General features: G+C 44.9%; 14 protein-coding genes, 1 tRNA gene and 1 pseudogene. 10 read left to right on the plus strand and 6 right to left on the minus strand.

Translation table 11 applies throughout. The annotated features are described in order from the left end of the window. Positions 1-96 precede the first annotated feature (96 nt). Entirely contained in the window at positions 97-1,809 is a 1,713-nt protein-coding gene (gene rho, locus NIASO_RS14365; protein ID WP_008586950.1) for a transcription termination factor Rho, read from the minus strand. A 168-nt stretch (positions 1,810-1,977) separates the two neighbouring features. Further along, positions 1,978-2,961, minus strand: a complete 984-nt coding sequence (locus NIASO_RS14370) for a CapA family protein (RefSeq protein WP_044046706.1) — start codon at positions 2,959-2,961, stop codon at positions 1,978-1,980. Between the two features lie 174 nt (positions 2,962-3,135). On the opposite strand from NIASO_RS14370, the gene asnS reads away from it, so the two are divergent. Then, entirely contained in the window at positions 3,136-4,575 is a 1,440-nt protein-coding gene (gene asnS / locus NIASO_RS14375; protein ID WP_008586954.1) for an asparagine--tRNA ligase, read from the plus strand. A 182-nt stretch (positions 4,576-4,757) separates the two neighbouring features. Here asnS and NIASO_RS14380 read toward each other — a convergent pair whose 3' ends face one another. Both NIASO_RS14380 and NIASO_RS14385 read right to left on the minus strand, forming a co-directional pair. Beyond that, on the minus strand, positions 4,758-5,981 hold the full coding sequence (locus NIASO_RS14380; protein ID WP_008586957.1) for a glycoside hydrolase family 10 protein: 1,224 nt from the start codon (positions 5,979-5,981) through the stop codon (positions 4,758-4,760). A gap of 44 nt (positions 5,982-6,025) precedes the next feature. Beyond that, positions 6,026-6,475 (minus strand): MarR family winged helix-turn-helix transcriptional regulator, encoded by a 450-nt coding sequence (locus NIASO_RS14385; protein WP_008586959.1) that lies wholly within the window; start codon positions 6,473-6,475, stop codon positions 6,026-6,028. A gap of 129 nt (positions 6,476-6,604) precedes the next feature. On the opposite strand from NIASO_RS14385, the gene NIASO_RS14390 reads away from it, so the two are divergent. From NIASO_RS14390 to NIASO_RS14400, 3 genes are all read left to right on the plus strand, one after another. Further along, complete coding sequence (locus NIASO_RS14390) at positions 6,605-7,498, plus strand: aldo/keto reductase (RefSeq protein WP_008586962.1); 894 nt, start codon at positions 6,605-6,607, stop codon at positions 7,496-7,498. An 89-nt stretch (positions 7,499-7,587) separates the two neighbouring features. Then, positions 7,588-7,664 (plus strand) — tRNA-Asn (locus NIASO_RS14395). 221 nt (positions 7,665-7,885) lie between these two features. Next, the gene (locus NIASO_RS14400; RefSeq protein WP_025299002.1) at positions 7,886-9,223 is read left to right on the plus strand and encodes a site-specific integrase; all 1,338 of its coding nucleotides are present in this window, start codon (positions 7,886-7,888) and stop codon (positions 9,221-9,223) included. Between the two features lie 23 nt (positions 9,224-9,246). On the opposite strand, the pseudogene NIASO_RS20520 reads toward NIASO_RS14400, so the two are convergent. Further along, a pseudogene (locus NIASO_RS20520) lies at positions 9,247-9,381 on the minus strand (hypothetical protein); the annotation flags it as partial. A gap of 479 nt (positions 9,382-9,860) precedes the next feature. Between NIASO_RS20520 and NIASO_RS14405 the strand changes: the two are divergent. Beyond that, positions 9,861-11,300, plus strand: coding sequence for an RtcB family protein (locus NIASO_RS14405; protein WP_008586967.1), 1,440 nt, complete (start codon positions 9,861-9,863; stop codon positions 11,298-11,300). A 279-nt stretch (positions 11,301-11,579) separates the two neighbouring features. Here NIASO_RS14405 and NIASO_RS14410 read toward each other — a convergent pair whose 3' ends face one another. Continuing rightward, positions 11,580-11,876 carry a PDDEXK nuclease domain-containing protein gene (locus NIASO_RS14410; protein WP_008586969.1) on the minus strand — a complete coding sequence of 99 codons (297 nt, stop codon included), beginning with the start codon at positions 11,874-11,876 and terminating at the stop codon, positions 11,580-11,582. Positions 11,877-12,291: 415 nt separating this feature from the next. Between NIASO_RS14410 and NIASO_RS14415 the strand changes: the two genes are divergently transcribed. The 5 genes from NIASO_RS14415 to NIASO_RS14435 all read left to right on the plus strand — a co-directional run bounded on the left by NIASO_RS14415 (position 12,292) and on the right by NIASO_RS14435 (position 20,091). Further along, complete coding sequence (locus NIASO_RS14415; RefSeq protein WP_008586971.1) at positions 12,292-13,260, plus strand: 3-hydroxyacyl-CoA dehydrogenase family protein; 969 nt, start codon at positions 12,292-12,294, stop codon at positions 13,258-13,260. A 3-nt stretch (positions 13,261-13,263) separates the two neighbouring features. Beyond that, positions 13,264-14,346: a dipeptidase gene (locus tag NIASO_RS14420; protein WP_008586973.1), complete on the plus strand. Its 1,083-nt coding sequence runs from the start codon at positions 13,264-13,266 to the stop codon at positions 14,344-14,346. A gap of 250 nt (positions 14,347-14,596) precedes the next feature. Continuing rightward, entirely contained in the window at positions 14,597-16,903 is a 2,307-nt protein-coding gene (locus tag NIASO_RS14425; RefSeq protein WP_008586976.1) for a glycoside hydrolase family 3 N-terminal domain-containing protein, read from the plus strand. Positions 16,904-17,062: 159 nt separating this feature from the next. Further along, positions 17,063-18,484: a hypothetical protein gene (locus NIASO_RS14430; protein ID WP_025299003.1), complete on the plus strand. Its 1,422-nt coding sequence runs from the start codon at positions 17,063-17,065 to the stop codon at positions 18,482-18,484. A gap of 248 nt (positions 18,485-18,732) precedes the next feature. Next, positions 18,733-20,091 (plus strand): hypothetical protein, encoded by a 1,359-nt coding sequence (locus tag NIASO_RS14435; protein ID WP_008586979.1) that lies wholly within the window; start codon positions 18,733-18,735, stop codon positions 20,089-20,091. Positions 20,092-20,116: the final 25 nt, after the last annotated feature.

Below are 20,116 nucleotides of genomic sequence, written 5' to 3' on the forward strand. Positions count from 1 at the left end.
AATTAAAGCAGCCCGGCGATCTTTTTATACCGGGCACAAAAAAATAGTGCGGGACCTTCCGACCTCGCACTGTTATTGTGTTAAAGTGAATTGATTTTACGAATTCATGCTTGCTAAAAACTCCTCATTACTTTTTGTTCCTTTCATGCGTTTCAACAATTCCTGCATGGCTTCTTCGGTTTTCATATCCGCCAGGTACACGCGCAGCAGGTTCATCCGTTGCAACACATCTCTATCCAGCAGCAGGTCGTCGCGCCTGGTAGAAGATGCTGTTAAATCAATAGCCGGGTAAACTCTTTTATTTGATAAACGCCGGTCTAATTGCAATTCCATATTACCGGTTCCCTTAAATTCTTCGAAGATCACTTCATCCATTTTGCTACCGGTATCGATCAACGCCGTAGCCAGAATAGTTAAGGAACCACCGTTCTCGATTTTACGGGCGGCGCCAAAAAACTGTTTGGGCTTTTGCATGGCGTTGGCTTCCACCCCACCACTCAACACTTTACCTGAAGCCGGAGAGACGGTGTTGTGCGCACGGGCCAAACGGGTGATGGAATCCAAAAGGATCACCACATCATGCCCGCATTCCACCAGACGTTTTGCTTTTTGCAAGGCCACAGTGGATACCTTAACGTGCTTTTCGGCCGGCTCATCAAAAGTAGAAGCTATTACTTCTGCTTTTACGCTGCGTTCCATATCGGTCACTTCCTCCGGACGCTCATCAACTAATACCACCATCAGGTAACATTCCGGATGATTTTCCGCAATGGCGTTGGCCACGGCTTTTAACAACATAGTTTTACCTGTTTTTGGCTGGGCTACGATTAAACCACGCTGCCCTTTACCAATAGGGGTAAACAGATCAATAATTCTTGTTGAAAGGTCGGAGGGGCGGGTGAACAGGTTCAGTTTTTCATAAGGGAAGAGCGGGGTGAGGTAGTCGAATGGAACACGATCCCTTACTTCATCCGGCTTTTTGCCGTTGATGGTATCTACTTTTAAAAGAGCGAAATATTTTTCGCCTTCTTTGGGAGGACGCACGGCGCCATGAATGGTATCACCTGTTTTTAAACCAAATAATTTGATCTGAGAGGGTGAAACATACACATCATCAGGACTTGAAAGATAGTTATAATCAGAAGATCTCAGGAAACCATAGCCGTCCGGCATCATTTCCAAAACACCTTCACTTAAAATAACACCATCAAACTCTACATTAAAGGAAGGGGTTTGGTCTTTCCTGGAAGCGTATACCCTGTTTTCAACCGGGAGTTCTATTTCCTCAACCGGTGCAACCGGTGCATCATATTTTTCTGTAGCTTTTAATGCTTGCAAAATGAAAGCTTCTGTTGCGGCATCATTTTTAAATACAGTGTCAGTATCCGCCTCGTCTTCATCCGGGGTTTCAGCCTTTTTAACTTTTGCAACTTTTTCTTCTGCTTTGACGGGAGCTTCAGTGGCTGCCTCTTCTTTAGAATCCTTTTTCTTTTTAGCCGGGGCTTTCTTGGCTGGTGCAGCTTTTGCCGTTTTTTTAGCTGCGGCTTTCGCGGTAGCTTCTTCTTCGTCTTTGCCTTCTTCTTCAACAAAAGCTTCCTCTGTACCAATAGATGTGGTAGCTTTCACGATTCTTTTTCTTTTAGGTCGCTCGGTGCTGGCAGCTTTAGAATCAGTAACGGCCTGGCTATCAAGAATTTTATAGATCAGGTCCTGTTTGTTTAACTTTTTGGCGTTAGAAATTTTCAACTGTTCGGCAATATCCAACAGTTCAGGAACGAGCATATCGTTCAATTGTAAAATATCATACATAAAAAATGTGTGGGATTAATCAAAAGATTAAATCTTAAAAGTGATAATTTTTGAATGAAACTTAGTTTTTTTCGGATTGATAAATGGTAATTGACACTACCACCCAGCAGAGATGATCATATGTTATAGGGTCATTTCTATATCAAAAATAGTGTGTTTTCCATAAAATCAAAAATTTTTAATAATTATGTCTCCTTTTTGGGTAATTGTTAACGGACTTTCAGGAAAATCTTTTTTGCTAAGCTCCCGTATTCGGGCAATTACTTTTTTTTCCGGGTCCAGTTGCGGGGTACGGTCGTCAGCCGGCAATTGCCGGGTAGCAATAATGCGGCCATTTACAAAATTTCCTTCCCGGTTGACCCTTATTTTTAAAATAGGCGCCCAACCCATCGGTCCTTTTAAACTGATTGCGCCATAAGTAGCATAATTACCCAGACTATAGGCGATGAATTTCCTTTTGTACAGCTCTACACCCCTGGTTACATGCGGGCCGCTGCCCAAAACGAGGTCTGCGCCTGCATCAATGCAGCTCCGGGCAAAACTATATACATTCCCCCGGTTTTCGCCGCGGAAAACTTCAGTATTGCGGGTAACATGCTCCGTAGTATCCCCTTCGGCGCCGCCGTGAAAAAAAACCATCAGGATATCTGTGCTGTCCCTTATTTTTTTTATCTGTTTGAGCACCGCACCGGGTTGCGCAATCTGCAGATGCCGCCAACCAAATCCCACCCCAATGATCCCATAGCGGATATTGTTTTTAGAAATGATTTTATAGGAATGGCGGGGCCTGATGCCTGCGTAGGCAATGCCGGCTTTGTCCAGAAGTTGCATGGTTTGCGCCAGGGCGGCCGTGCCAAAATCGCCTGAGTGATTATTGGCAAGACTTAGAAAATCGAATCCCGCATTTTTAAAATAATTTTCCGTTCCGGGCGGCATGCGAAAAACATAACAGTTCCCCAGGATAGAGCATTTTTTGTCTGGAAGAGAGGAATCCGTGAGTACTCCCTCCATATTTCCGACGAGAAAATGACTATTTTTTAGTGAATCTGCCAATTCTAGTAATATATTATGCTTTGGCATTCTTGATCTGTCTGGATAATCAGACCCTAGCATCAGGTCTCCAACAGCGGTGATCGTAATAGTTGTATCCACAGCAGCGGACGCCTTTTTTTCCGATGGTTCAGTGGGGACCGGTTTCGGGCTTTTACAGCCCATAAGAATAAGGCCGGCCCCGAAGATAAAAAGCAGTTGCATAATAAAGTAAAGGTATAAAGAATACGAGGATCAAAAATGCAATTAATATCTTTGTTGCCTAAGTGTATAATAATGTTTAATAAAAGAATTAAAGTAAAAGAGCTTTTACAGCAAGCGCCGGAGGGGCAACAGGTAACAGTAATGGGTTGGGTACGGACTTTTAGAAATAACCAGTTCATTGCGTTAAACGACGGCTCCACCAACACTAACCTGCAGGTGGTGGCTGAACTGGGAAAATTTGAGGAGGGCTTGCTGAAGCGCATTACAACTTCCGCGTCGCTTAAAATAACGGGCACGGTAGTGCCTTCTGTGGGTAAAGGACAAAAACTGGAAATAAAAGCAACTACTATTGAAATATTGGGGGATTCTGATGCGGAAGCCTACCCGTTGCAACCCAAAAAACATTCCCTGGAATTTTTGAGGGAAAAAGCACATCTGCGGTTTCGGACCAATACGTTCGGTTCCGTTTTCCGTATACGGCATGCGCTGGCCTTTGCCGTGCATAAATTTTTTAATGAGAAAGGATTCGTTTATTTACATACCCCGATCATTACCGCTAGCGATGCCGAGGGCGCGGGTGAAATGTTCCGTGTAACCACGCTGCCTTTTGAAAATACGCCCCGTAATGAAGACGGGTCTGTAAATTTTAAAGAAGATTTTTTTGGAAAATCGACCAACTTAACTGTTAGTGGTCAATTAGAGGGAGAATTGGGCGCGACAGCCTTTGGCGAAATCTATACCTTTGGGCCTACATTTCGTGCGGAAAACAGCAATACGGCAAGGCACCTGGCCGAATTCTGGATGATTGAACCTGAGATGGCGTTCTGTGATCTGGAAGACAATGCCAATCTTGCGGAGGAGTTTATTAAATATATCGTCCGTTATGTACTGGAAAACAACCGGGAGGATGTTGAATTTCTGGCCCAGCGCTTGGCAGAGGAGGAAAAACAACTGCCGCAGGATAAGCGCAGTGAAATGGGACTGATCGAAAAACTGGAATTTGTACTGAACAACGATTTCCAGCGCCTGAGCTATACAGAGGCGATCGATATTTTAAAAGAAAGCAATTATAATAAAAAGAAAAAATTCCAGTATCCCGTTACCGGTTGGGGTATGGACCTGCAGAGTGAGCATGAGCGTTATCTGGTGGAAAAGCATTTTAAAAAGCCGGTGATCCTGATGAACTATCCCGCTTCAATAAAAGCATTTTACATGCGGTTGAATGAAGACGGCAAAACGGTGGCGGCCATGGATATATTAGCTCCGGGCATTGGAGAGATAGTAGGTGGTTCCCAGCGGGAAGAGCGCCTGGAGGTATTGTTGGAAAAAATGAAAGCCATGCATATTCCCGAGGAAGAGTTGAGTTGGTACCTGGATACCCGCCGTTTTGGAACGGTGCCACATGCAGGGTTTGGACTGGGTTTTGAGCGGATGATCCAGTTTGTGACGGGCATGGGTAATATCCGGGACGTGATCGCGTTTCCGCGGACACCGAAGAGTGCAGAGTTTTAGGGCAAACAATAAACTATTAATTAAAATGGCAACTTATAAAAAGAGTTGCCATTTTTTATTTAATTTCAAAAAGAAAATCTTTTAAACTTTCCCGATGAAGGGCGGCTAAAATGTGTTTTTCAGCCGGGAAAGCGGCAAAAAGGGAAGCTTTTAAAACAATACCTTCCCGTATTTCCTGCTGTTTATTTTCCTGGTTTCTCCGGCAGCCAGGGCATGGGCGGAATTTTTGCGGGCATGCGATAATAGTTGTTTCTTAAAGAATCATTCCATCCCGCCGGGTTTTTATCAAAGCTCCGGCTGTTAAAGTAAACGCTGCCTTCGATTTTGGGATTGCTTCTTAAAATTTTTATCTGGTCCGGTATCTGAGAGGGTTTCCGCCAGTTGGCGTTGCTATTCTCATAATAACGATAGATGCCATGGCCAATGTATACATGCCGGCCATAACTATGCCTTGCCCACCAATCTACCAGGGTTTCGTAAGGGATCAGTTTATCTCCAATTTCACGATACAACTGTGGGGTTACATAATCGATCCATCCCTTGCGCAGCCATAATAAAATATCGGCATAAAGGTCGTCATAGTTGGTCATCCCCGCTTTTGAATTGCTGCCTTCAGGATCCTGCGAGGCGTTTCTCCATACAGCAAAGGGGCTGATGCCGAATTTGCACCAGGGCTTTATGGTTTTAATAGCGATGTCCAGGTTCCGGATCATAGAATCCACATTGGCCCTTCTCCAATCGGCCTTGCTCAAACGTGTGCCGGACATTTTATAGGCATAATCATCCGGGAACGGTTTTGACCCGATCGGGTAAGGATAAAAATAATCATCCATGTGAATACCGTCCACATCATAGCGGCGAACAATATCTTTTACGATTTCGATAACAAATTGCTGTACCTGTTTATTGGCGGGGTTAAAATAGCGGGTAGTTCCGTAGGTTACAAACCAGTCGGGCTTTTTGCGGATCATGTTGTCCGGTGCAATGGACGAAGATCCTATTCTAAACTCCGCGCGATAGGGATTCAGCCAGGCATGAAACTCCATTCCCCTTTTATGCGCTTCCGTAATCATAAAGGCAAGCGGATCGTAAAAAGGAACGGGCGCCCTGCCCTGTACGCCGGTAAGCCATTCGCTCCAGGGCTCATAAGGAGATGGGTAAAAAGCATCACCGCTGGGGCGCACCTGAACGATGACGGCATTCATGCCGTTTCGCTTGTGCATATCCAGTTGGCGGATAAACTCTGCTTTCTGCTGTTCGACGGTGGCGTTTTTTGGAGGCCAGTCGATTCCCAGAACGGTGGCAATCCAGACACCGCGAAATTCATATTCCGGATTCTGTGCTGTTACGCGGGTACATAGCGCGAAAGCTATCATGCAGACAAGGGCAATACGGATCTGTTTCATAGCTTACAAATGTAATTGAACCGGTGGGTAATAAAAAACCGTTATCACTTATGCAGTTTGTCCAGCATGGCGCTGATCAGCTCAGCTTCTTCGGGGCTTACGGCGCTAAAGAATTCAGCTATATGATCTTCTGTATTGTCGAGCAGTTCTAATTTTTCCAGTCCTTTGTCCGTGATCGCTACATCCACCAGGCGGTTATCAGTATTATTTATATTTTTTGTAACAAGTTCTTTCAGCACCAGGCGATCTACGATGCGGCTGGTATCGCTCATTTTATCCATCATGCGTTCGCGGATCTGCAGGGTGGAAAGAGGGTTGGGCAGGCATCCTCTTAATATGCGTAAAATATTATACTGCTGAATGGTAAGATTTTCTCTTTTGAATCCGGTCTTTAAAAAAGATTGGAGATTCCCGCTTGTGTAGATCAAATTGAGCGCAAGTTTTTGGTAGCTGTTTTTAAAAGTACGTTGGTTTAATTTTTCCTGAATAGACATAACCACGGTTTAGTTTCTTATCTTTTCAAAACAAAGCTATTTTGAAAATAATTTGAATATGAAATTTAATAAAAAAATGTCATTTCCGGTGCATAAGATTATAATGAAGGATGTTAAATTATTTTAGTAATGGAGTATAAGATTTTAGGGGCGGCAGGCTGGAAGGTTTCAGCATTGAGTTTTGGCTGCATGTCGCTTGATGACAGCACTGCCACAGAAGCCGCAACCCTTATTGGCCGGGCGGTTGATGCAGGGATCAATTTTTTTGATACGGCCGATCTTTATGAGAAAGGGGTGAATGAAGAGAAAGTAGGCAAGGCGCTGAAAGCAGTTCGGGACAAGGTTTTTATCGCCACCAAGGCAGGCAACCAATGGCGGGCGGATGGCTCCGGATGGGACTGGAACCCGCGACCCGCCTATATTCTGGACTGTGTGGAAAAGAGCCTGCAGCGGTTGCAGACAGATTATATTGACCTGTACCAACTGCACGGCGGAACAATGGAAGATCCTATTGACGACATTATTGATCTGTTTGAACGGCTAAAGCAACAGGGAAAAATCCGGGAGTATGGGATCAGCAGCATCCGCCCCACCGTGATCCGGGAATATGTGCAGCGGTCTGCTATTGTAAGCGTAATGACGCAGTACAGCCTGCTGGACCGGCGGCCAGAGGAAAGCACGCTCCCTTTGCTGAAAGCCAATAATAAAGCCGTTTTGGTCCGCGGGGCATTTGCCCAGGGATTATTGATCAACAAGCCGGCAAAGGAATACCTGGGGCGCAGCGCCGGTGAGGTGGATCGTATTCAGCAGTTGCAGCAAGAACTTAGCGCAAAAGGATACACGCCCCAGCAGTTGGCGCTAAATTTCGTATTGCAAAATCCTGCGGTAACAACGGTGGTTGCGGGAATAAGAACCGACCAGCAACTTTCCGAGCTGTTGGAAGCTGCCCAACCGGTGGCTGAAGCCGATATGGAGCAATTATCGGCAGCCATAGCCCCCAATTTCTACAAAGAGCACCGGTAATAAAAAAATAGCAGGGCAAATTAGGCTGTGTATAAAAAATATCCTTATTTTTGCAGCCCTCAATCGCGCTATGCAATTAGGGAAAACATTCCTCCTTAGCTCAGTTGGTTAGAGCATCTGACTGTTAATCAGAGGGTCGCTGGTTCAAGTCCAGCAGGGGGAGCCAAAGACGAACCCAAAAGACGTCAACGAACGCTGAAACCCGCTACTATAGCGGGTTTCGTCATTTTGGCACCTTGTGTCATTTCCGCTGAAATCCGCTTATTTCCGTTGGTTTATTTGCCATTTTCTTTGCCGTTTTGTTTGCCATTTGCACGGGTTTTGATACTCCCTATCTGGAAAAATGCTGGAATAACCCCAGCGATTGTGAACCAAAGAGAGGACATCATGGCAGTATCTATCGGCATCTTAATAAACTATCGGAACCGGAAAAATAAGAAAGGGCTTTACCCTATTCATATCCGTGTTACAATTGATAATAATCCCCAGTATTACCTGGTGGATCTTCCCGTAAAGGTCAGCATGGAAGACTGGACGGGCCATGATCTTTTCTGGGTGGCCGAAACCAACCCCTATAACCTTGAAATTAATGAAGCCATTAATCAAATGCGTACCAAGATCATTGATTTACACCGGAGTTTGTATTCCCAGAAAAGAAAGCTCTCTTTTTACCATATTGACAAAGTCCTCGGGTTTAAAGGAAACCGGGAAGTTTTCAACGATTACTTCAAAAACTATATGAGAAAACCGCCTCCAACAGTAGTTCTTACCGATGTTACCTGGGAGAAATACGATGCTTTTATTAAGCACCTGGATAAATTCAACCCTGCCCTGCGCTTTGATGAGATCGATTGGGAAATGGTCGCCCGCATCCGTAATTACCTTGCCCAACAGCGCGGAAGAAAAGGCGACTTACTCGCTCCTGCTACCATCAAATCTTATTTTGACAAGTTTAAAGTGGTGCTGGAATATGCGGCAAAACGGGACGGAATGCTGGATATTAAACAGGTAGAATCTTTCTTTGAAGATGTAAAAATATCGGTACCCGATAAAGAAGAAGGGCTGCACCTGGAGATCACCGAGATCAAGTCCTTCAAAAAAGTGGTAACGGATAAACAATATCCGGCGCAAAAGCGAGATCAGCGGTTATTCCTTTTTCAAATCTACACCGGCTATTATTATAACGACCTGAAGGTATTGAAGCGGAAGCACGTACGGAAAGATTTTGAGCATGGTTATTATATTATTGGGGAACGAGATAAAAACGGCAACGCCACTATTATCCCATTATGGAAATTTCCGGATGGTGTTGCTACATTGGAAGAATTTATGGATCCCAATACGGAAAGTGAGTACTGGTTCCGCCGGAATATTTTTGTAGACCCGCAGGTGTATAACCGGAATGTAAAGGTGATCGCCAAGGCGGCGGGAATTAACAGAGAGATCTCCAATAAAATTGCGCGCCATACCCAGAAGACATTTTCTTTTTCCGGCATATTCAGAATGCCGTTGCGTATGATATCTTTAATCCAAAGTAATAGTTCCTCTATACCGGCTTCAACTTTTTGCGTACGGGCCTTTTGCCTTTTTTCCTGCGCAGCTTCATCTACTGGCGTACCTTTACTTTCCGCTTTCTGTTCTTCACGGTCCGCCCGTTTGCTGATCCATTCCTGCACCCAGGCAGGCATTGGGCTCCGGGTAAAAATTCCGGGCTGGCCCGCATAAAGTAAAAGCAGCCCCAGGCCATGTTTGCAGGGAAACTTACGGCTGGGGCAACTGCATTTAAAAGCAATATTGCCAAGGGCTACCTGTGTTTGATAAGGCTTGCTGCCACTGCCTTTGCATTCGCCCCATAATGCTGTATCACTAACACCTATGGTCACCCATTTACTTCCTTCAGCAAGTCCCTTCCCTGCTTTTTGGGAGGATTCATCCGGGGCCAGCGCCAATACCTGCTCCTTCGTAAATTGCAATGCTGTTTAATTTTGTTGGATGAAAATTAGGTATTTTTCCCAGTAAAATGAAACGAGGAGGATAAAACAATTATTGTAAATGATAACGGGTTACCTTTCTCATCAGTTGGTATTAACGTCCGCTATGCGTGTACTATAAATACCATATTGAACTTTTTAAGGGTTGCCCTGCAGCAACTACTTTCCCATTTTTAATAAAAAAAATAACTGTGCAAAAACACTGCACAGATCACTTGCAATTTTACATTAGCATCGCGTAAGGGATAGACGCGGAAAGCCCGAAGGGCGCCGGAGTGAAGCGGAGACGCAGCGAGGACTTGCAGCAAATAGCCCGACCCGAGGCCGCGGGCATTGTGCAGTAGCGGCGAGGGGGCGTCAAAAAATATTTTATGAGTAAATTAAATTTAACAGGTAAGGAATTAAGAGCCATCGGTTATCCGGAAGGGCCTGTCATATCTGTTGCGATGAATATTATGCGCAAAGCATACAAGTATGAAAGCAAAGCGGATGCCTTAAATAGGTTGAAGCAAATTCTTGAAACGCCGGAGAATTTTGTTACGGATGAAGTTTTGGGAAACATTGCACAACAGCTTTTGCCAAAGCCGCGGGATATTGAAGGTGCGGAAATATCACTGAACCAAACCGGCATTTCCTTTAATGTATTCGGGCAGGAACATATTGAAGAAGGCGCTATGCACCAAATGTACCAGGCGGCAAAATTGCCTGTTGCTGTGGCAGGCGCTTTAATGCCCGATGCGCACAGTGGTTACGGGTTGCCTATCGGTGGCGTGCTGGCAACCGATAATGCGGTGATTCCTTATGGCGTGGGTGTGGATATTGGCTGCCGCATGTGTCTGAGCATTTTTGATCTGAACCCGAAAGACTTGTTGGATCGCGAAGCATTTTTTGCAAGGGAATTGGGAGAAGCTACTTTATTTGGAAGCGGCGCCCAGTTTGATAACGCAGCTAACGATGAAGTAATGGACAATCCTTTGTTTTACGAAATGCCATTGCTGAAAAATCTTCATGGACGTGCATGGAAGCAGTTGGGGACGTCGGGCTCCGGCAATCACTTCGCGGAATTTGGCGTGGTAAACATTACAGAGAAAGATGAAGTAGCCGGAGTTGAAGCGGGTACTTATATCGGCTTTCTAACGCATTCCGGTTCCCGTGCCTTGGGTGCGCATATCGCCAATCATTACACCAGGCTAGCCATTAGTAAACGCCGCTTGCCGCAAGAAGCCAAAAACCTTGCCTGGCTGGGCTTGGACGAGCAAGAAGGGATGGAATACTGGCTGGCGATGAACCTGGCCGGGGATTATGCATCTGCCTGTCACCATGTGATCCATAATAAAATTGCGAAGCAATTAGGCCGCGAACCGGTTAAGATTGTCGAGAATCATCACAATTTTGCATGGAAGGAAATACTGGATGGTAAAGAAGTGATTGTACATCGTAAAGGCGCTACCCCTGCCGGAAAAGAGGTACTGGGCATTATACCGGGCAGCATGACAGCAGACGGCTTTATTGTAAAAGGCAAAGGTGAAGTAGCTGCCGTTAACTCAGCTTCCCATGGAGCAGGCCGTAGAATGAGCCGTAGTCGCGCAATTCAGTCTGTTACTGATAAAGAGTTCAGGGATGAACTAAAAAAGTTCGGAGTGAAACTGCTGGGTGGCGGACTGGACGAATCGCCTTTTGCTTATAAAGATATCCACACGGTGATGCAATCGCAAAAAGCATTGGTGGACATTATCGGTACGTTTACTCCAAAAATTGTGAAGATGGATGGTGCCAGCCACCGGAGCTGGAAGAAAAAGAATGTAGAGTAGTAAAGATATATCTTATGCTAGAGTTGTTGTTTCTATACCATGAACGACAAAACGTATAAAAGAACGCATAGTTTAATTTCTGAGGTTGATTAATTGACAACAACTGTTAGTGTCATTTCCATTTCTTCCAGCTTACTTTCTGCAATCACCATTGTAAGCACTATCAGCGTATTGTCCGCGATCCGGCGGCAACCGATGGATAGCATTGTGTCAAAAGTGTAAAATTTAACTTTTCTGGATTATCGAGAAAAACCCGGTAATTTCCTTTTCGTGAACTATTCAAATATCGTTAAGTTTTTTATTTAAATCCTGCTCCAGTTCTTCAATAGTTGGCAGGCTGCTTTTAAGATTGTCTGGAATATTTTCCAATAGCTGGAATTCTCTTACACCCATTGGCTTGTTAATATTACGCAAGGCAAATTCCGCCGCAATATTATTTTTTTCACAGCATAATAGTATACCGATAGTGGGATTATCATCTGCCTGCTTTATAATACCGTGCACAGCAGAAAGATAAAAATTGAGTTTACCGGCATATTCAGGAATAAATTTTGTATTCTTTAGCTCAATAACCACGTAGCATTTAAGGCGGGTATGGCAAAATAACAGGTCAATATGATAATCAGTTTTCTCAACGGGTTCCAGGTATCAGGTTCGTCAATTCATTGATCAATCTATTTAGGTCTTATTTATAAGCCATTAACTGTTTTCAAGTTGATTTTCATTACCAGTATTGATCACCGGCTTGATTGCAAAGAGGTTGAAGGATATGTTGGAATAAGAAGCTGCAATGCTAAACGACGTGCTTAATAGCGGTCGGCCATAACCATGAACAGTATCATAATGCGGACCTTTATCCGGATCCGGTTGAAAAATAATATTAGAAATACAAATAAAAAAGGTATTGGTCCGGATACATAAAAATTAGTTTTGAATTTATATATGCTGATGCGGGAGCATTGGATTTTAACAAAAAAACTAAGTGGTTATTATGGATATCAGATATAAAAATAGTCCAGTATTAATCAGCGCAAACGGCCGGCTATCCTCTAGTGTCCCTGTTTGTTTATTGCAGGCCGGGCATTCGGTCACGTTGGTGACAAACGATACCAGATCCGCATCAACCGACATCTACAATCATATAAAGGATTTATCGGGAATGGGAGGAGAAAAAATATCTTTAGACCAATTGAAAGTAACAAGTGTATTTGATTGTACTTCCCATTACGAGCTTGCTATCGCAGTGACGGGCGAAGATGCCCATGAAAAAAAAGCCATATTAAGGCAATTAGAAGATCATATTTCCGCCGACACCCTTATTGGAATGAACACGGAAAGTATTCCGCTCAGCACTTTACAGCAGGATTGTGACTACCCGGAGCGGGTGATTGGGCTCAACTGGGTTGAACCCGTACATACGACCTTTTTTTTGGAGATCATAGCGAATGACCAAACGGGTAAGGAGCCGGCCAATGATTTGTTCAGGCTGGCCAAAGCATGCTGGAACAAAGATCCGTATCTTGTTTGCAATGATGTTAGCGTGCGTGCAAAAATGTTCAGTGCCATGGTGCGAGAAGCATTTTTCCTGGTACAAAACGGATATGCTTCTGTTGAGGATATAGACAGGGCCTGCCGGAATGATGCTGGTTATTACCTGCCTTTTTCGGGCAATTTCAGGTATATGGATCTGATGGGAGCGTATGCTTACGGGTTGGTGATGAAAGATCTCAATCCTGAATTGTCGCAAGCGACCGCTGTTCCCGAATTTTTTAAGGAAATCATCAGGCAGGGAAGGCTGGGAATGGAATACCAGGAAGGGTTTTATGCATATGAAGAGGATGAGGCGGAGTATTGGAAAAAACTGTTCAGCAGGTTCAGCCATCAGATCCGGGAGATCATTTGTAAATACCCGTTTAATTACCGTAAGCTTCCTGTTACAGGCAAAAAAAACGCACTTTAATAAATGGAACAGCTATTCATTTTTGATGCACACCTTGATCTTGCCATGAATGCCATTGAATGGAACCGGGACCTGACCCGCCCTTTGGCTGAAATCAGGCAAAGAGAAATGTACATGAACGATAAACCGGACCGGGGTAAAGGAACCGTTTGCCTTCCGGAATTGAGAAGAGGCCGGATAGGGCTGGTGGTAGCCACCCAGCTCTCCCGCTATACGCCCCCGGGAAGTTCCCTACCGGGATGGAATTCCCCCCAGCAGGCCTGGGCTATGACGCAGGCGCAACTTGCCTGGTATAAAGAAATGGAAGCGATTGGAGAAATGGTGCAGATCACCAACCTGCAGGAGCTTGAAGCCCATTTGTCTTTATGGAATGACCTGACGATTCCTGATGAAAAAAAAGCTATCGGTTATATTTTAAATCTTGAAGGGGCTGATTCTTTAGTGGATGTTTCCTATTTGCAAAGAGCGTATGATTATGGATTAAGAGCGGTGGGCCTGTCACATTTCGGCCCCGGCAGGTATGCGCCTGGTACAAAAAGAGAAGGAAACATCACTGCAGCGGGAAAAGAATTATTAAAAGAAATGGGACGGCTTAACCTGATCCTGGACGTAACCCACCTTACTGACGAAGGTTTTCATGAAGCAATGGAGCTTTACGAGGGGCCGGTTTGGGCCAGCCATCATAATGTAAGAAAAATAGTTCCCACCCAACGTCAGCTTACTGACGAGCAGATAAAAGCGCTGATAGATCGGGATGCCGTTATCGGAGGTATGCTCGACTGCTGGGCCATGGACACCCGGTTCATTGATACAGTATCTGATCCCTGGCAGTTAAATATCAGGCTGGAAAACCTGGTGGATCACTGGGATCACATCTGCCAGTTGGCCGGCAACAGCCTTCATGTAGCGATTGGCAGTGATCTGGACGGTATATTCGGAACCGAGCAATGTCCCTGGGATATGGATTCAATCGCCGACCTGCAAAAATACCAGATGATCCTTTCGGCAAGGGGATACAGCACAGAAGATATTGAAAATATATTTCATAAAAACTGGCTTCGTTTTCTACGTAAGGCCTGGAGCTGATCTTATAAACGAAAAAATGCCCAGGTGCCAGATTCAACGATGCCGCCATTGCCAAAGGTGAAATGCCCCAGCAGTAGAACGATCGAAAGAAATAGCATTCCCGATCACATAAACACGGTTTTCCATTTCCACTGAGTGTTGGTAGTCTGCAGGATAGTATTACAAATGCAATGAAAAGTATAATTTCCCGGTTATCTGTTTATCTATTTTTGAAAGGGTTAGTTCTGATAAAAGCCAAAATTTATCAATTATGAAGCGAATACTATTTTTTTTCCTGGTGCTGGGGCCCTTTATTGCGTTGGGGCAAACCAAAACCCGCAAAGGGCCTCTTTATAAGGATCCTTTGCAGTCTGTTGAGGTACGCGTGAAAGACCTTTTGAGCAGGATGACCCTTCAGGAGAAGCTCGCGCAAATGCAGGATCTATCGGCGAGTGAGATCATGGTTTCCGATGCGATTGATCCGGTGAAGATGGACCAGAAACTTAAAGGGAAAAGTTTTGGTGTATTTGAAGGAATGGGTTTAACAGTGGCGCAATATGCTAAAGTGATCAACACACTGCAGGAATACATGGTTAAAAAAACGCGGCTGGGGATTCCTGTGCTGACCTCTTCCGAGGCGCTTCACGGATGTGTGCATGGCGGCGCTACCGTTTATCCGCAAGCTATCGCATTGGGGAGCACTTTTAATCCGGCGCTGGTGAACCAGATGACGCAAACGATTACAAAGGAGTTGAAAGCACAAGGCATTACTCAGGTGCTGTCGCCCGATCTCGATCTGGCCCGTGAGCTGAGATGGGGAAGGGTTGAAGAAACTTATGGGGAAGATCCTTATCTCACCAGCCGTATGGGAGTAGCATTTACGAAAGGCTTTACCGAAAACAATATCATTTGTACACCCAAGCATTTTGCGGCGCATGGCACACCAAGGGGCGGACTGAACCTTGCTTCGGTGGCCGGCGGCGAAAGGGAACTCCGCTCCATTTATCTAAAACCTTTTGAGGCGGTGATTAAAGAAGCGCAACCTTTAAGCATTATGAATGCCTACAGTTCCTATGATGGCGTCCCCATGGCCGCGTCACATCAGGTGCTTACAGATATTTTAAGAAAAGAGCTTGGCTTTAGAGGGTATGTTTATTCTGACTGGGGTGCGGTGGAGATGCTGTATTCTTTTCAGCGTACCGCAAAAGGTCCTGCGGAAGCGGCCTTGCAGGCTGTCAAAGCAGGATTGGATCTTGAAGTGTGGAGCGATTGTTTTGAAAAGCTGGATAGTCTTGTAAAAGCAGGAACCTTACCGGTACGGTATATTGATACGGCTGTTTCCAGAATACTGAGCGCAAAATTTGCAATCGGATTGTTTGAACATCCCTATCCTAATCTTAAAGGTTTAACCTCCGACATCCATACGCCACAGTCGGTGCAGCTGGCTTTGGATATTGCCCGTGAATCGATTGTACTGTTAAAGAATGAAGATCATCTTTTGCCGCTTAAAGGGAGTATCAGGTCTATAGCCGTTATTGGCCCCAATGCTGATCACGTTCAATTTGGTGATTATTCCTGGACGAATGACAACCGTCATGGAATTACACCGCTTCAAGGAATACAGGCCCTGGCAGGAAACAAGATCCAAATAAACCATGCAAAAGGTTGTGATACCTGGTCGCAAAACAGAGAGGGTTTTTCAGCGGCGGTAGCAGCCGCTTCAAAAAGTGATGTTGCTGTTGTCTTTGTGGGTTCTTCAAGTGCTTCACCCGGCTATCCTCATCCCGATGCTACCAGTGGGGAAGGTTATGATCTTTCCGATCTTAAATTGCCCGGTGTTCAGGAAGACCTCGTTAAGGCAATTAAGCAAACGGGTAAACCTGTTGTAGTGGTACTGGTTTCAGGCAAACCCTTTGCCATTCCATGGATCAAAGAAAATATCCCGGCGATAGTGGGGCAATGGTATCCCGGAGAGCAGGGAGGAACAGCCATTGCAGAAGTTTTATTTGGTCCCGCTAATGGTGGGATAAATCCTTCAGGAAAACTCAATGTATCCTTTCCTCAGAGTGTAGGACACCTGCCTGTATTTTATAATTATTATCCATCCGACAACGGGTATTATAATAAAAGAGGTTCCCTTAATAGTCCGGGTAAGGACTATGTGTTTTCAAGCCCGGATCCTTTATGGGCCTTTGGTACCGGGCTGAGCTATACCAGCTTTGAATACCAGGAGATGGAACTGTCGAAAACTTCCTTTTCTGCAGGGGAGACCTGTCACATCAAACTCAGGGTAAAAAATACAGGAGCGATGGATGGTAAAGAAGTAGTGCAGCTCTATGTGAGGGATAAAGTAAGTTCAGTGGCAACACCGGTTAAAGAATTAAAGCGCTTCGAAAAAGTGTTTATAAAAAAAGGAGCGACGGCTACGGTACAGTTTGATTTGCCTATGAAAGAACTGGCCCTGTACAATGCTGATATGAAAAGAGTGGTGGAAGCTGGTGAATTTGAACTGCAGGCGGGAACGGCATCCGACCAGATCAAGCTGGTAAAAACAATTGAGGTCAAAGATAAGTTGTAGGCTTTTTATACGGTTTGATTGCCTGGTCGCAATCTTTGAAAAATCCCGGTCAGGAGAACCAGCCTATCGTAGGCAGGCACTGACCGTGGTACAGGCCAGGGTTTGTGTGCCCCTATACCACTTGAGATTACATTTAAATAAAATTGATTCCGGTTCATTATGAAATCTATAAATATGATTAAAAACACGTTTATATTATTGACGCTTGTTGTATTGATGGCCAACTGCAGCAAAGGATCAGCCAGTAATAAAGGGACAGATAATGGAGGTGAGGCTCCGGGGGAGCAGGTGACGATTGACGTTACAAAAACCGTATCGGCAAATTTTGCCGGCTTCGGTACGCAATACAATCAGAATGTTTATGCTGCGATCAGTGCTGTCGATGGAATTACAACCGCAAACATTGGTCAGTTGGAAGCTAAAGTAAAAGCGTTGAAGTCCCGGTATGTCCGGATATTCTTTGATTCGAGGGCATGGCCGGCGGATCCCGGATACTCCACTGCTACGGCAGATTTTATGACGTCGTTCCTAAAAACGGTTCAGTTGGCCCAGGATGGCGGCGCTGCTACGATCAACATTACTTTCTGGCATACGTCTACTCCGGAGGAAATGCCTGCTTTTGCCGACATTTTAAAAGAGCTGATCGTAACCCGGGGATTGAGCTCGGTTAAAGAAGTGACGATTCAAAATGAGCCCAACAGTACCAGCATGACCATGGATTATTATAAAACCTGTTACACCGCGCTCGATCAGGCACTGACTATCCGTGGAATTCGTAACAAGATAAATTTTGTAGGAGGCGATCTTGTTCAAACCAACCAGCAGGCCTGGTTTGGTTACCTGGCAGCTAATATGGGCGACCTGCTTTCTGGTTATTCAACGCATATATACTGGGATGATAATGATGCAGCAAAACCCATGACCCGGCTTACGGAAGTGGCAGCTATTGTAAAGGCGCCGGGATCGGCAAATAAGCCGGTTTATATCACCGAATACGGAGTAAGAGGGGGAAATAAAACCGGCGCTCCCGATCCCGGTTATCTTACGGGAACTTCCACCCCCATAGCACAAACCCCAGTTGCTGCTATGCAGAATGCATTGTTCCAGATCAATGGATTGAACCTGGGTTTTTCAGGGTTTATCAGGTGGGACTGTTATAAAGCCAAGTACGATAACGGAACCCAGTACTTCTCGTGCATCGGGAGCGGTACAGACGGCTACCCGCTGTATCCCCTGTACTATATGACCTGGCTTTTTAACCATACATCGGAACCCGGCTGGAGAGTGGTGTCGTCTTATCCCACTGCAGGAGATAACAGACCAATAATAGCTGCGGCTATGATCAACGCCACTGCTTCCGAACAAACCATCTATGTCATTAATAAGTCTTCAGGGCAGGTAGCATACACGGCGGGCGGCCTTATTCCAAATAAAAAATATACCGTCTGCTCCTTTAATAATAACAATAACGGACAGTTGGAAAAAAGTGAGGCAACGGCTGGCGGTGATGGTAAAATACTTCATACTATAAAACCGAATTCATTTGTCGCTATCACGACGTATGATCTGACACTGCCATAAAAGGTTGTTTTGTTTGTTTCAAAAGGGCATAAAAATTCCTTGTGTTATTGTCATGATGAAGAATGCGGAGTGGATCCCTGTTGCTTTCTACAAAATGAACACAAACCCTGAAGAGCTTTTTTATAAATAGGATGCATTTGAAAGATTGTATTATTAATACAAACAAAAGTAGTAGACGTCGAGACGCTTATTAGCTATTTTCGGTTATTCGTTATAAACATAACTGGTTTAATCAACAAAATTTACTTATGATGAATGTATTTAACGGCTGCAAACCCAAGTATTTTCTTTTTGTAATGATGGTGTTATCATTAACTGCTCATTGTTTCGCCCAGCAAAAAAAAGGGTCGTCCGAGCCGTTAATACCACCCGTTGGAAATGAGAAATTTTCTCCAGATGCTTTTCTGATCGGAAGGGATTTTCATCATAATAAATTTATTAATCGTGAACAGGGATTGAAAGGAATGGCCGAATGTAATTTTACACTTGCCGATGCGGCAGATCCCCAAAACTATGCGCTTTGCCAAAAATTAGGTCTTTCTGTTGTTGTGTCCGAAGGTCCTCATTTGACCGGAGGGGATTGGATGAAATTATCGGATGCAGAAATTGACAATTACATTAAAAAGATGGTTGAGAAAGCAGGCCATAGCAAGGCGATAATCGGTTATCATATATGTGATGAGCCTTCAGCTTTGGCTTTTCCTGCCCTGGCAAAGGCTGTTGCGGCGGTGAAGAAATATGCGCCCGGAAAGTTGGCAACGGTTAATCTCTACCCCAACTATGCCACTATATGGCAAATGGACCAGGTCAAATCCCAGCTAGGCACAAAGACGTATAGCGAGTACCTCGAAAGGTTTGTAAACGAAGTGAAACCACAGTTTCTTAGTTATGACAATTACATGGTGGAGATGTCAATGGATTTAAAGGAGACAACAAAGGCAGCAAAATATTATACCAACCTGCTGGAAGTGCGGCGCGTCGCTTTAAAGTATAAGCTGCCCTTTGTCAATGTTGTTTCTTCCAATCAGATTCGTCCGCAAACACCAATACCCTCGCCGGCCAATTTAGCTTTTCAGGCGTACACCAGTTTAGCCGCGGGAGCGGGAGGAATCAGGTGGTACACCTACCACGGGCAAGCCTATGGTTACAATCCTATTGATAAGGAGGAGCACAAAACCTTAACCTGGCGGTATTTGCAGGAGGTGAACCGGCAGTTGAGCGTTCTCGGCCCCATTATTAAGCAACTGACGTCCACAGGCGTTTATTTTACCTCACCTGCGCCGGACGCCTCCTTACCGCTGTTGCCGGGGAAGTGGGTGCAGCAACTGAATACTGATGCCCCCATGATGGTAGGCGAATTTGTAAGTAAGGGCGGCACAAATTATGTGATGGTGGTGAACCTAAGCCTGGAGAAATCCGCCCGCTTCGATATTCAGACAAAAATTGATAGTGAGAAAATATGGGTAGTTGATGTGGGAGAGAACGGAAGGCTGGTGCCGGCCAGTCATAAAAAGGGTATCTGGCTTACAGCAGGACAGGGCGTATTGATCAAATGCGGGGGCGAAGCGTATGTTGAATCTGATGAAAAAAAACCATGGTACTATTAATTGCTCATTTGCTGAATAAAAAATA

Source organism: Niabella soli DSM 19437, assembly GCF_000243115.2.
Classification (GTDB): domain Bacteria; phylum Bacteroidota; class Bacteroidia; order Chitinophagales; family Chitinophagaceae; genus Niabella; species Niabella soli.